General features: G+C 35.3%; 11 protein-coding genes and 1 rRNA gene (1 of these 12 cut by a window edge). 6 read left to right on the forward strand and 6 right to left on the reverse strand.

The window, feature by feature from the left end; all coding sequences use genetic code 11:
* Positions 1-535: 535 nt before the first annotated feature.
* Both IGK91_RS01465 and IGK91_RS01470 read right to left on the reverse strand, forming a co-directional pair.
* Positions 536-640, reverse strand: coding sequence for a putative holin-like toxin (locus tag IGK91_RS01465; RefSeq protein ID WP_223603620.1), 105 nt, complete (start codon positions 638-640; stop codon positions 536-538).
* A gap of 597 nt (positions 641-1,237) precedes the next feature.
* Positions 1,238-2,425 (reverse strand): AI-2E family transporter, encoded by a 1,188-nt coding sequence (locus tag IGK91_RS01470; RefSeq protein WP_010720222.1) that lies wholly within the window; start codon positions 2,423-2,425, stop codon positions 1,238-1,240.
* Positions 2,426-2,719: 294 nt separating this feature from the next.
* On the opposite strand from IGK91_RS01470, the gene IGK91_RS01475 reads away from it, so the two are divergent.
* Entirely contained in the window at positions 2,720-4,237 is a 1,518-nt protein-coding gene (locus IGK91_RS01475) for a zinc ABC transporter substrate-binding protein AdcA (protein WP_081123763.1), read from the forward strand.
* A gap of 103 nt (positions 4,238-4,340) precedes the next feature.
* Here the strand turns inward: IGK91_RS01475 and IGK91_RS01480 are convergent, their stop codons facing one another.
* The 3 genes from IGK91_RS01480 to IGK91_RS01490 form a co-directional block, all read right to left on the reverse strand.
* Positions 4,341-5,069, reverse strand: a complete 729-nt coding sequence (locus IGK91_RS01480; protein WP_010720220.1) for a LytR/AlgR family response regulator transcription factor — start codon at positions 5,067-5,069, stop codon at positions 4,341-4,343.
* Between the two features lie 12 nt (positions 5,070-5,081).
* Positions 5,082-6,359: a sensor histidine kinase gene (locus IGK91_RS01485; protein ID WP_010736951.1), complete on the reverse strand. Its 1,278-nt coding sequence runs from the start codon at positions 6,357-6,359 to the stop codon at positions 5,082-5,084.
* A 140-nt stretch (positions 6,360-6,499) separates the two neighbouring features.
* Complete coding sequence (locus tag IGK91_RS01490) at positions 6,500-7,102, reverse strand: accessory gene regulator B family protein (protein ID WP_010736952.1); 603 nt, start codon at positions 7,100-7,102, stop codon at positions 6,500-6,502.
* A gap of 260 nt (positions 7,103-7,362) precedes the next feature.
* On the opposite strand from IGK91_RS01490, the gene IGK91_RS01495 reads away from it, so the two are divergent.
* Positions 7,363-7,593 carry a hypothetical protein gene (locus IGK91_RS01495; RefSeq protein ID WP_010720217.1) on the forward strand — a complete coding sequence of 77 codons (231 nt, stop codon included), beginning with the start codon at positions 7,363-7,365 and terminating at the stop codon, positions 7,591-7,593.
* A 127-nt stretch (positions 7,594-7,720) separates the two neighbouring features.
* Here IGK91_RS01495 and IGK91_RS01500 read toward each other — a convergent pair whose 3' ends face one another.
* Positions 7,721-8,410, reverse strand: coding sequence for a YoaK family protein (locus IGK91_RS01500; protein ID WP_010736953.1), 690 nt, complete (start codon positions 8,408-8,410; stop codon positions 7,721-7,723).
* A gap of 177 nt (positions 8,411-8,587) precedes the next feature.
* Between IGK91_RS01500 and IGK91_RS01505 the strand changes: the two genes are divergently transcribed.
* From IGK91_RS01505 to IGK91_RS01520, 4 genes are all read left to right on the forward strand, one after another.
* A complete protein-coding gene (locus IGK91_RS01505; RefSeq protein ID WP_010720215.1) occupies positions 8,588-10,792 on the forward strand; it encodes an ATP-dependent helicase in 2,205 nt (734 codons plus the stop codon).
* A 228-nt stretch (positions 10,793-11,020) separates the two neighbouring features.
* Entirely contained in the window at positions 11,021-11,425 is a 405-nt protein-coding gene (locus tag IGK91_RS01510) for a Spx/MgsR family RNA polymerase-binding regulatory protein (protein WP_010720214.1), read from the forward strand.
* A 21-nt stretch (positions 11,426-11,446) separates the two neighbouring features.
* A complete protein-coding gene (locus tag IGK91_RS01515; RefSeq protein ID WP_010720213.1) occupies positions 11,447-11,797 on the forward strand; it encodes a Spx/MgsR family RNA polymerase-binding regulatory protein in 351 nt (116 codons plus the stop codon).
* 1,187 nt (positions 11,798-12,984) lie between these two features.
* A 16S ribosomal RNA gene (locus tag IGK91_RS01520) occupies positions 12,985-13,875 on the forward strand (it continues 669 nt past the right edge of the window).

Below are 13,875 nucleotides of genomic sequence, written 5' to 3' on the forward strand. Positions count from 1 at the left end.
TTTATATTTTGTGTCAAATAAAATTAAAAATTTATGCCATTTCAAAAGAAAAGTGACACACAAAAAATACATTATATCAGGGGTTTCTTCTTTTTTTAACTTGTGAACTTAGCTATCTTTTTCCTTTCTATTCTTACTTTTTAGTTTAAAAATATCTATTGTCATTGTGTCGATCAAATCTCCATTTTCTGGACATTAATATCTAAAAATAAATATGATGTAAAATTATGTGTTACTCAGTGTTGTGTAGTAATTACACTGATCAACCTGCCAAGAGTCCAATCACAACCACCTTTGAACAACATGAAACAACGATGACTAATAACAATGGATTTAACGCTTCGCAAAATCCATTGGATGGACAATGATATTAGCAATGATGATTTCCCATTCTGATTGTAAAAGATCAATAAAGTTGATATAATGAATACGAAAAGAGGAGTTGCGCTAACAACTCCTTAACAGCACCGTTTAAGACGGTGACCAGTTTAATATTATTTTTGAAAAATAATCGTCGACCGGCTAAAGCTGACGGTTATTTTTTTTGATTGTTGTTTACAACTGCCAAGATTCCAAAAATGATTGTTGCGATTAAAGAACCGAAACCAATCATTAATCCTAGCGCCGTTTCAACAGGCAAAAGGCTTCTCCTTTCTGTAAGATTTTGGAAGTACGCACATACGCACCACCTCACTTTCAATCGGATAGCCACCGTCACAAACTTTACTGTCTTGATTATTATTAGCATATCTAAAATCGATTAAAAATTCTCGATTTTAGTTGTTTTTTCTATAATTTTAGCGAGGTGATCGTGATGGAATAATCTATTGTTTTACTCGGTAAAATTCAGGAAATCAAGACACAGCCATTGCTTGTGCGATTTACATTACCAATGAGCCCTGAATCAATCAATCAGTGGTCAATATAGAAATAACGGATAAATTGCTTATTTTGGAAGAAGGCAATTATACTATTTCAGTAACAGGTCACTTCAATAAACGGAATCACTTAGTCATTGAATCGATATAAATTAAAAACCCCAATCATTTTATGCGATTGATGAGCATACAAAAGAAGAGCTGCACTCCTAAATGTGGATTGCAGCTCTTGTTGTTTTACATAGAAACAGGAACAAAGGTCTGTTTAGTAGAGACTGGGACAATAGTCTTCTTCAGTAAGAAAAATAAGCTTGATCGTCCTAGTCCCTCGTTTTTTTGAGAGGTGTTCCAGACTTTCTTTACTCTTTTTCAAAGTAGTCTTTTTCCGAAAATTCTGCTTTTTGGTAGACACCCTGATCGCCATAATACTTGTTGTAGCGTTGTTTGAACTTTTTAAAAGTAAAGACAACCAATAATTTGATCAATGTGTAGATGGGGATCCCAAAAATTACACCCATGAGTCCTAGTAAATCACCCATCACTAATAAAACAATCAAAATAGTGATTGGATGGACTTGAAGGCGATTGCCCATAACTCGAGGGATAACTAAGTCCCCATGAAGTAATTGGACGATGAACCAGACCAAAACAAACTTAATTGCCATGAATGTCGAATCTTGGAAAGCAATAAACAATCCAGGAAAGAAGGCAATAAATGGTCCAATGTAAGGAATGATACATAAAATCCCAGCTGCGATTGCTAGTATGCTTGCAAATTCTAAGCCGATCAATAAAAATGTGACCCAATAAACAGCTCCTAAGATGAAAGAAGCAATGATTTGCCCTTTTAAGAAATCACCTAATTGTTGATTGGCGATTTTAGTCAATGTGCGAAAATCTGTACGGAACTTGGGTGGTACGATCCCTAACACAGCTTGATAAAATTTCTGAGGATCTCTTAATAAGAAGAACGCAATGATTGGACCAGTAAACAATGTAATAAAGGTAGATGTTACTGCTGAAAAGATATTCCCGATACTTTGTGCGCCACTTTCCCAATAATCGCCAATAAACGAGGCAAAATTAGACGTCCAATCATCAATCGATGAAAAGAATTGATCGAATGTGTCCGCAAAAGGTGTTTGCGCTAAGAAGTTTTTCAAAGTTTGTATAAAATCGTTGAACAAATCAGGAAAACTAGTCATTAGTGTTTTGGCTTGTTGCTCCAAGAAAGGAACTAACCAAACACTCCCTAAGCCGATCAAAAATAAAATAATGACATAAACAATAGTAACAGATAAATTTCTAGATAGTTTTCGACTCAAACGTTTGATCAACGGGTCTAGTAAATAATATAAAACTAACGCAAATAGTACTGGAGCGAGTGTCGTCGCAAAAATCACAAAAAATGGTTTAAAAATAAAACCGATCTGCTGAAAAAAATAGATCACTAAAGCTAACATAATCAACAACCCTAATACATAATAGGAAGTTGTTCCTCCTAGAAAACGTATCAGACGAGACTGATCTTTAGAATTATTCTTCAATTTGTTACTCCTTTCAATGTACTAAATCGCTCTAAGTTCAAGATAAAAGTAAAAGGAAATTGTTTTTTACCTATCGGGAACGTCAAGCTGATTTATCTTATTATAGTCGGAACTAGTGACAAAAAGAAAATGATACTGTTCAGAAATGGCTAGAAAATAAAAAGAAATAGTTTTAAGAAAACGCTTGACTATTTATTTAGCAATATGATAAATTAAATCCTGTTGCTAAAACGTAAAGATTACGATTTGGTAACTTTAATCGTAAAATGAAAGAAGATGAAGGAGTGTCGTCAAATGAAGCGTTTGGTTTATTTATTAGGGATAGTAGTTACTGTTTGTATACTTGCCAGTTGTGGCAATCAACAAGAAGCCGCGAACAAAAAAGAAAAATTGCAGGTGATGACGACTTTTTATCCAATGTATGATTTCACGAAAGAAGTAGTTGGAGATGAAGGAGAAGTTGAGTTATTGATTCCTGCTGGGACAGATTCACACGACTATGAGCCATCAGCAAAAGATATGGCAAAAATTCAAAATGCGGATGTCTTTGTCTATAACAACGAAAATATGGAAACCTGGGTACCAGCAATCCAAAACACATTGAAAGAGGGGAATGTGTTAGCAGTCAAAGCGACTGAAGGGATGTTGTTGTTACCGGGTAGTGAAGAAGGACATGACCATAGTCATGGCGAAGCAGGGCATTCTCATGAATTAGACCCGCATGTTTGGTTAGCTCCAAGTTTAGCAATGAAACAAGTAAAAAGTATAAGGGATCAACTGATCACAAAATACCCCGATAAAAAAGAAGCCTTTACTAAAAATGCGGAGAATTATTTAGAAAAATTACAAGAACTTCATCAGAGTTATAAGGATACCTTAAGTAAAGCAAAACAAAAATCTTTTGTTACCCAACATGCCGCATTCAACTATTTGGCATTAGAGTATGGACTGAAACAAGTGTCAATAGCTGGCTTATCCTCAAGTGAGGAGCCTTCAGCCGCAAGAATTGCTGAATTAAAACAGTTTGTAAAAGATCATGGGATCAAATATATTTATTTCGAAGAAAATGCTAAAGACAGTATCGCTAGAACTCTAGCAAATGAAGCCGGCGTTTCTTTGGCTGTCTTGAATCCTCTAGAAGGTTTAACGAAAGAACAACTTGCAAATGGTGAAAACTACGTAACCATAATGAAAGAAAACCTCAAGTCATTACAAAAAACGACAGATACAGTGAATCCACTGGAAGCCACACTGACACCAGAAAAAGAAAAAAATGTATATAATGGTTACTTTGAAGATTCAGCTGTGAAAGACCGCAAATTGTCCGATTGGAAAGGGCAATGGCAAACGGTCGATAACTATTTAGCTGATGGAACCTTAGATCCCGTATTTGAGTATAAGGCAAAAATCGATCCAAAAAAATCAGCAAAAGAGTACAAGGATTATTATACCGTCGGATACCAGACGGATGTCGAAAAGATCAAGATTGACGGAGATCGAATGGCATTTACTTTTAAAAATGGTGAGACGAAGCAATCATCTTACCGATATGCAGGTAAAAGAGTTTTGAATTACGCTGCAGGAAATCGAGGCGTACGCTACTTATTTGAAGCAGTAGAGCCAGAAAGTGGCGCTTATCGATATGTACAATTCAGTGATCATTCGATTGCACCAACAGATTCGGAACATTTTCATATCTATTTAGGGAATGAAAGTCAAGAAAGTTTACTGGCAGAAATGGATCATTGGCCAACTTTTTATCCAGTGGAGATGAGTGGGCAAGAAATTGCGCAAGAAATGCTGTTACATTAAACTACAAAATAGGAACAAGAAAAGATAAATAAGAAAAAATGAGCAAAACAAACAGACGAGTTTTGCTCATTTTTTTGTTTGTTTTTGGGGAGAAGTCTGAGATTTACGAGATCAATTTTTTTAAACCACGTACAGAAGCCGGAATCACTTCGCCATTTGCTAACGTGATTTCACGAGTTTTTTTGTTGATCGTACGGACATTTTGAGTATTGATCACGTATGATTTATGGCAGCGGATAAAATGACGGTTCATTTTCTCTATTTCTTTGATTTTATCATAGAACTGCATTTGCGCATGAGTCAAATGAACCTCTAATTTATGTGGCGTTCCTGGGGAAGTAGAGAAATACTGGATATCTTTGATCGGAAGAAATTTTATTTCATCGTTAAATTCGATTTTAAAAATATCTTTTTGTAAAGGAGTCGCTTTGACATCTTCAAAGATCTTACTTAAAATACGTTCCACATTTTCTTTTAAATCAAAAATATCTTCTTTGATAATATAATCAGTCGGTTCAATATTACTCTTTAAGATAGACATTGAAAGATCCGTATGAGAAGTAACATAAATAATTTTTCCTAAAGGATCTAGATCTCTTACGCGTTTTCCGATCATAATACCATCTAGATCGCTATCTTTTAATTCAATGTCTAAAAAATAAATACCAAAAGATGAGGTTCGTACTCTAGCTGCTTGAAGAAGTTCAATTGGATCAGAAGTGGCGATATGGACATAACTATCCAAATTCTCAATCATAATTCGATTTTTGATCACTGCTGAAATTACTTCCAACTGTTTCGTGTCATCTTCGCAAATATAAATTGGAATCATACGAATACTCCTTTATTTTGTTTGTATATAGATTGTCTGAGAAAAACGTTGATTCTCAATAGATGTCTCTAAAAAGATATAAGGATTGGCCTTTGACAGCTCATCCAAAATGAATAAACCGAGTCCTTCGTTTTTAGGATCTTTTTTTGTTGAAAAACCTTTTTGTTTTAATTGATTTAACGGAAGTGTATTCATCGTTGTATTGATGACACGAATAATCACTGAGTTTTTCTTTTTTAAAACAAAGAGTTCAATTTTCTTCTTTTTAGTAATTAAAGCTCCTTCAATCGCATTATCTAAAATAATACCTAACATTCGGACGATGTTTACTGTGTGTTTTTTCTTTAAAGTGATCTCTTCTGGAATAACAAGATGCACGGATAATCCTTTTTCTTGTGCCATCATTAATTTCAAAGACAATAAGCTTCTTATTTCAGGAATTTTTATGTTATCTAACAGACTAAGGTTTGCTGGGAAAAGATCCATCATTTGACGAGTGGGTAAGATATTTTGATTGTAGTACTTACGTAATCCCTCCAGGTCACCTTCAGCAAGATAACTATTCATTGAAAAAAGCAAGTTTTGATAATCATGCTTGAATTCTCTAAGGTCTTGATAGTTTTTTTCTAGATCACGGATGTAATCTTGTTGCATTTGCATACGCTGTTCTAACAATTGGTCTGCCATTTTTCTCTTTGAAATTTTCCAATAATAAATGAGGATAAACAGCCCGCCACAGAGATAAAGAATGAAAAAGCCAGTGTTGATAGTTAAAATTTGGGGAGTCTCGCCAGAAAAACGTGTATAAAAGATAACGATATAATAGGTAAATAACATCAACGCGCCAACGGTTCCAATCATTCGGCGATCCAAACCATGAAAATTTTCTAAGGCTTTTTTAAAGGCTAAAGCAAGTAAGATCGATAACGTCGCAGAAATGACGATATGAATATACTGCAAGGAATCTCCTGGTTCAATGACAGCAGATTTCAAAATAAAAAAATCGCTGATGCTCGTCAAATGGTCTCCTAAAAGCGAAGTAAGCAATCCCCAAGGAAGAGCATAAACCAGTTTTTGCGGGGAAGTAGAAAAGAAGAAGAATGTTAGCATCAGCATACCTATAGCAAATAAAGCAGTAAATATCCCAAATAAAGGATACATAAAACCTAACAAGACACAAGAGATTAAAATAGTGGTAACGAATAAGTATTTCTTTTTAATTTGGTGTTCAATGAGTAATACACAAATTGTGTAAATTAAATATTGCAAGGCTATGGACCACAAAAACATAAAGTACAGCTCCCATTGATTTTTACCAAATTATAGCATATTTATTGAATTATTTTTTTAATTTTTCAGGGATTTTAAACTCTGAACTCATACCAAAGCAGCATCCAGACACAAAGAAGTCAGACAAATTAGTAAGTTGTTTAATGATTGTTTTTTTCATAGAAAATTCCTCCAAGATTCATTATATAATTCGTAATTGGAAGCAGCGTAGCTATTTCTAAAATAATCCCGAGAAGCAAGTAAGTAGAAAAGTAAGAATTAGCGAAAAATAAAATAGTTATTGCAAATAGAAGAAACATGAAAATTGCTTTTTTTAACAGTGGTGGGCGTTTTTCAGGTTCAATGGGATTGATTGCTGTACCTTTTGATCCATAGCGAAGCAACAATAAGAAACAGATGATCAATGAAATGACCTTCAGTGGGGAAGAGATGGTCACATCAAAGTGTTTCATTAAGAGGGGAACGCCCCACAAATAAAGCAAAGTCCATAGTAAACAAACAAATTCAGAATCAGAATGAAGTCCGTAAGCATAGCGACGGATACAAATATAAGAAAGAAAGGTCAATCCTGTTTCGACCCAAGAACCGGTTATTAAAGAAAATACTAAAACAACGGCCAATTTGCCAAGGTTATTCATTAATACATCAAGGGCAAATTTTACTTGGAGATAAACCATTTCATCTTCTATTTTTTCACCACTGAATAATGTGTCTAATATTCTATTTACAACTTTATTTTTCATCCAACGTACCTCCAATAACGATTTTATTCTAAATTTGTTAAAAATAGTGTTTCGATTCATAAAAGGTTGTTTTGACATCAAAACCGTAAAAAAAAGATCAAAAAATTCAGTTAGATCTTTCTTTTTTGAGTATTTTATAAATGGCAGATAAAAAAAGTGAACGGTTTTGACATGAAAAGGGCTTTTTATGATTTTTATGTGTTCTCTGCCTAGAAGTGTGTTAAAAATTGATTGACTTAAAAAATATTGGAGGAACTATCATGGGGAATGAACAAGTAATGGAGAAAATGGATGAGCAATTATTTGAAGTTGGTGAAACAGGTGCTTTTGTTTCAGATTTATTTGAAGCACCTATCAAAGGAGAAATTGAAAAAGTTTATGAAAACAGCGTGATGATCCGGGTCATCAAATGTGCAGTAGAAGATAATGAAACTGCCGACAGTTTGCATTGGCAGCTTGTTGTTCGAAAATCAAGTGCGATAATGGAATGAATAAAAATAAACATAAACACAACAAATAGGCTGAGGTACTGTCCGAGTATCCTGTAAATCAGTCTATTTGTTGTGTTTTGAAGTATAGTGATTTTTTAGTTGGCCATTAAAGTGAACACGCTTGTCCTTATTTTTTGGATAAGACTATATGACGTTGGTAAAATTTCCATACTTGAATGCTTTGAACAATTGCTATGATTAAAAATAAAACAGCCACTAATAAAATAGCAAAATGCCCAAATAAATGGTGGCAAAAAACGAGAACGCCTGCACCACTGATGAAAGCCAGAACAACTGTCAGAAAATGGAAAAAACGATCGAACGCTGCTTTTTCTTTTGTGACAAGAGAATCGTATAAGTTAGTAGCAACTCCTTTTAGATTCCCCGTAGTAAAAAGATTAGTATAAGCTCGTCCATCGATTTTATCAAAAGCGACCCATTGAATAGCTGCTGTAAATGCAATCATGATGGTTACGATGGCTGGGTGGATACTGATTGGAGTCAGACTGACTAAGAAAAAGATAATTGCTTCGTAGTAAAGAACATACAAACGCCAATAGTGTTTTTCTTTCTTTTTGAAATAATCAATCAAAAATTTTGTCAGTAAAATCCCTAAAAAAAAGAAGACAGTAGAAAGTATTTTTTTTCCAACGCTAATCCATTCACCATCGAAAGCTTGGATGATTGCTAAGACAATATTACCCGTTTGTGCTGAAGCAAATGCGTTATATTGAATATATGTATAACTGTCCATTGCGCCACCGATAAAGGATAATAAAAGTCCGATTGTCCGTCCTTCATGAAATGAAGTACTCATTTATATTCACCTTCAAATTAATATATTTGTCTTTTTTATTCTATCATATTGGTTATATGTTTTTGATATTTTATAGATAATTTTCAGAAAAGGTCAGTGTTTGCTAAAGTCATTTTAATTTTTAGAAAGGTCTGTTAGTATAAAAGAAAAATATTGACCATTTATATATAGAAAGATGTGAAAACAATCAATCAAGGGAATGAAAAAGAAATACTTCGCTTACAAAGAGAAATCAGTCATTGGGAAAAAAGATATGAGAAGCTCCAACAAATTTTCCGGATGCAAGAAGAGATCATTGCAAGCTATGAAGCAGCTTATGGTGAAGCACCTGGGCTGATTGAGGAAGAAAAAGAAACGAATAATAGTCATTCATTTTTCGATATGATGGAAAAGCGCTCCTACAATCGTTTTAATTACGAGCAAAAAGCAGCGATTACTTACAATATGGAAAAAAATCTAAGGATCATTGCAGGAGCGGGAAGTGGGAAGACCCAAACAATTTGTGCAAAAGCTGTCTATTTAATGACTGAAAATCAGGTAGATGAGCAACGGATATTGATGATCACTTTTACGAGAAATGCTGCGAATGAATTGAAAAAGCGAGTAGATAATTTTAGCCAACGGAAGACCAATGTTCATATAGGAACTTTTCATAGTATCTTTTTTCGTTTGTACAATGATATTTGTCGCCAATTCCCAGAAGTAGTCACTGAAGGGATACAGGGAGAATTTTCAAAAGAGACCTCATACAAAGTCAGTGGACTAATACAACAACTTATTCGTAAGTATAATTTATATGCTTTTGATCAATATGGAGAAAAAAATTTGGCGGCACGTCTTGATTATTGGCAGAATATGAACTTATCAATAGAAGAAACGCGAGTATTGATAAAAGAAAACTTTGACTTTATTGAACCGAATGCAACTATGCCGATTTCCGAAAGAATGACCCACTTCATGCGAGAACTGCAAGCACAAAAGAAAGAGCAACATCTTTTTGAATTCAATGATGTTCTAAGTAATTTAAAACAAGCCTTGCAGAACGAAGAAATCAGAAACTTCGTGGGACAAAAATATGATTATTTATTTATTGATGAATTTCAAGACACGAATCCTTTACAGTGGGAAATTGTTCGCCTGATCACGAAGGAAACACCAATGAAACTTATTGTGGTCGGTGACGATGATCAAAGTATCTATGGGTTTCGAGGTTCGGAACCTTCTTATATTAAAAATTTTGACCAAGAGTACGCAACGAAGACGCTTTTTTTATTAACCAACTATCGTTCACGTGCCACCATTGTTCAAGGAGCGAATCGCTTAATTACTTTTAATAAAAATGATCGTATCCAAAAAGCAATGATTCCAGCTAAGAAAGAGGCGGGGATTATGCAGGCGCTAGCTTTTGATGACATACAAGCTGAAAGTCGCTGGATCATTGAACAAATCAAAACATTGATTAAACATAAAGGAAAATACAAAGAATCAATCGTTTTATATCGGTCGTTAACGCAAACCCAGCAATTAGTCCAAGACTTGTTACAGACGGATATCCCCTTTGTGCTAGAAGCAGATGGCCCATACGAAGGGATATTTGGGATAAAACTATTTCAACAGTTCTATCAAAGGATTCTTTACTGGCAAAATGCAACTACTTATCAAAAAAAGACACAAGGTTATCAACAAGTACTCTATCAGTTAATGATTAATTGCTATTTCAAGAAGGCTGAATGTGAGGACTATTTTTCTAAACGAAATAAAGTAACAGATATTGTGGAATATATCCTTTCTGTAAAGCCGCATTTAAAAACAAAAGAAAAAGAGATTCATCGGTTTGTAAAGGACCTTCATACTTTTGATAAAAATGGCGGAAAAGGTTTTGATCGTTTAATTCAAAGCTACCTTAAATTAAGTCGACCAACTAAAGAAATAGACGGTAGTGAGCGTGAATGGTTGTTAGGAACGCTCAAACAATTTCCAACATTAGAAAAAATCAACCATTTAGAAAAAGACATCCAAGCAGTTGCGAAACAACTAAAAACTCGTTTAATCGCTTACCGACAAGGAAAACTTGATGCTTTATGCATTCAAAGTATTCATAGAAGTAAAGGCTTAAGCTATCGCAATGTTTTTTTAGTTGGTTGTAATGAAGGAGCTATTCCTTACAATGGTGCCTCTGATAAAGCAGCCATTAGTTTGGATAAGGTCAAGGCAGAGCATGTGACAACAGTCGAAGAAGAACGCCGTCTTTTTTATGTAGCAATGACCCGAGCAAGGAATCGTCTCTATTTGTGTATACCTTTGATGAAGGGGACGAGAAAATTGAAAACTTCTAGATTTATTAGAGAAACAGGTTGTAAAATTAAAAAAATACATGTTTAATCACATAAAAAACGATATTATTAGGTAAAAAATACTAATAATGTCGTTTTTTTTATGTGTTTTTCTTCTTTTTTTTATACAAAATAAATTAAGTTTTTTCATATAAACACAGGATTAAAAGGGTTTAATAGCAAAGAAGAATAAATTTTCTGAATTTTAATAGCTAATAATTGGTGTTTTTTATAACTTTCAGTTAGAATGGGATTATAATTAAAAAGGAGTGAGAGAATGATAAAAGTATATACTTCCCCTAGCTGTACTTCTTGTAGAAAGGCAAGAGCATGGTTGCAAGAAAATCGTTTAGATTTTGAAGAAAAAAATATTTTTGCAGAGCCGATATCAGAAAATGAAATACGTGAAATTTTAGCAGCCACTAACGGAGGCGTTGAAGACATTATCTCTACTCGCTCAAAAATATACGAAAAATTAGCTATTGACTTCAACGAGCTCACATTAAAGCAAATGATCGTCCTTTTTAAACAATATCCTTCTTTACTAAGACGTCCGATCTTAATTGATGAAAAAAGAATATTGATCGGTTTTAATGAAGATGAAATTCGTTCGTTTGTTCCAAGAGAAATTCGTTCAGTTGCAAGAAGAATGATTTATATGCAAAACAGTATCTTCAGTTAAATTTAAAAAAGGAGGAATCTTGTGAAGGTATACGGGTCGGCGCATTGTGTGACGTGTCTAAAAGCAAAGCAGTGGTTAGAAGAACATCATCTCTCTTATCAGTTTATTGATTTAGATCAAAGAGAGCTAACCGTTAAGGAAGCAAAAGAATTGTGTGGGTTTGAGAATGTTCACGCGGAACGACTGTTCGCCACTTGGTCACAAGGTTTCAAAAATCTGGAAATTGATTTATCTACTATTAATGAACAACAATTGATTGTTTTGTGTAGAACACATGGAGAACTAATCAGACGTCCGCTGATTATTTTTGATAATGTTTTATTTGTTGGGTTTAATGAGGAATTAATGGAGAAATTAATTGCAAGCCAATAAATACAGGATGACCTCAGTGGCAAAAAAACGAAATAGTCGGTTAGAGGAGATGGATGGCTATTCATTTCCTTTTTTTGTGAGTGATCTTTTCTAAAAGAAACTTGTCTCGGTCTCTTCTATTATCTCTAAAAACGAATAAACGGTGTTCAAGAAGCAACTCCTCAACAATAAGCGATGATTTTCTAAAATATGAGGAGCTATTTTAAAAAATCCTCTCTTATTCGCTCGGAGTTGAACGCTTCTTTCACAGCCTCTTGCTTTAAACGGTATTCAAACATCAGCTCCTTGAAATAAGCCTGAATTTTTCAAAACATGAGAAGCTGTTTCAAAAAATTCTTTCTTATTGTCATCAGAGCTACCCGATGTTTTCACGACCTCTGATTCACGGTGAGACAAAAGCAGCATCTTCGGAAATTTCTTCTTATTTCTTGATGCTGCTTTTGTCTCAACCTCATTGATCAACGGGAAAACGATGAACGCTCATCAATGGGGCAACTGTGTGGAGTAACCAAAGATGTCATAAATGGACAACAGCTGAAAGAAGTCTTACGGTTCGATTATCTGGATAGCCAGAATCAGTAGAATGACTATGGCTTATTTAATATAGAAAAGCTGAAACCAAGAGTGATAACCTATACCAAAGGTTTAAATACTTATTGACATGTGTAAAATTACATGGTATATTCTTTTTTGTTGTTTTTAGTTACTCGTTTTAAAAAAATGAAGTAATAAAAAAGATTCAAAAAGTTCTTGACGTGTGAGTTATCACATGATAAGATAACTGAGTCGTTAAAAACCGACAGCTTATGAAGCTTGATTTCATCGAAATAAACTTCAAAAAAAGTTGTTGACAAATAACAAACGATGAGTTATGATAAATGAGTTGCTGAAGCGTTTCTGAAAAACGAAGTCAAAAAAACTTTTAAAAAATAGTTGACAAACAGATGTCGATCTGTTATGATATAAAAGTTGCTACGGCAATATCGAATGATTAATCGCTAGCTCGTTAAGAAGTTTCAACTTTAAATCAAGCAGCATTAATCAAGTAGACCTTTGAAAACTGAACAAAGCAAAGACAAACCAAATGTGTAGGGCGTCTTGATTGATTCAAGACAACAAACATTTTTAACAAGCAAGCAATATGCTAGCAAACAATTGAGCTTAACAATCGCAAGATTGTTCGAACTTTTTATGAGAGTTTGATCCTGGCTCAGGACGAACGCTGGCGGCGTGCCTAATACATGCAAGTCGAACGCCTCTTTTTCCACCGGAGCTTGCTCCACCGGAAAAAGAGGAGTGGCGAACGGGTGAGTAACACGTGGGTAACCTGCCCATCAGAAGGGGATAACACTTGGAAACAGGTGCTAATACCGTATAACAATCGAAACCGCATGGTTTCGATTTGAAAGGCGCTTTCGGGTGTCGCTGATGGATGGACCCGCGGTGCATTAGCTAGTTGGTGAGGTAACGGCTCACCAAGGCGACGATGCATAGCCGACCTGAGAGGGTGATCGGCCACATTGGGACTGAGACACGGCCCAAACTCCTACGGGAGGCAGCAGTAGGGAATCTTCGGCAATGGACGAAAGTCTGACCGAGCAACGCCGCGTGAGTGAAGAAGGTTTTCGGATCGTAAAACTCTGTTGTTAGAGAAGAACAAGGATGAGAGTAACTGTTCATCCCTTGACGGTATCTAACCAGAAAGCCACGGCTAACTACGTGCCAGCAGCCGCGGTAATACGTAGGTGGCAAGCGTTGTCCGGATTTATTGGGCGTAAAGCGAGCGCAGGCGGTTTCTTAAGTCTGATGTGAAAGCCCCCGGCTCAACCGGGGAGGGTCATTGGAAACTGGGAGACTTGAGTGCAGAAGAGGAGAGTGGAATTCCATGTGTAGCGGTGAAATGCGTAGATATATGGAGGAACACCAGTGGCGAAGGCGGCTCTCTGGTCTGTAACTGACGCTGAGGCTCGAAAGCGTGGGGAGCAAACAGGATTAGATACCCTGGTAGTCCACGCCGTAAACGATGAGTGCTAAGTGTTGGAGGGTTTCCGCCCTTCAGTGCTGCAGCTAACGCATTA

This window comes from Enterococcus sp. DIV1208 (assembly GCF_050530455.1).
GTDB lineage: Bacteria > Bacillota > Bacilli > Lactobacillales > Enterococcaceae > Enterococcus_B > Enterococcus_B hirae.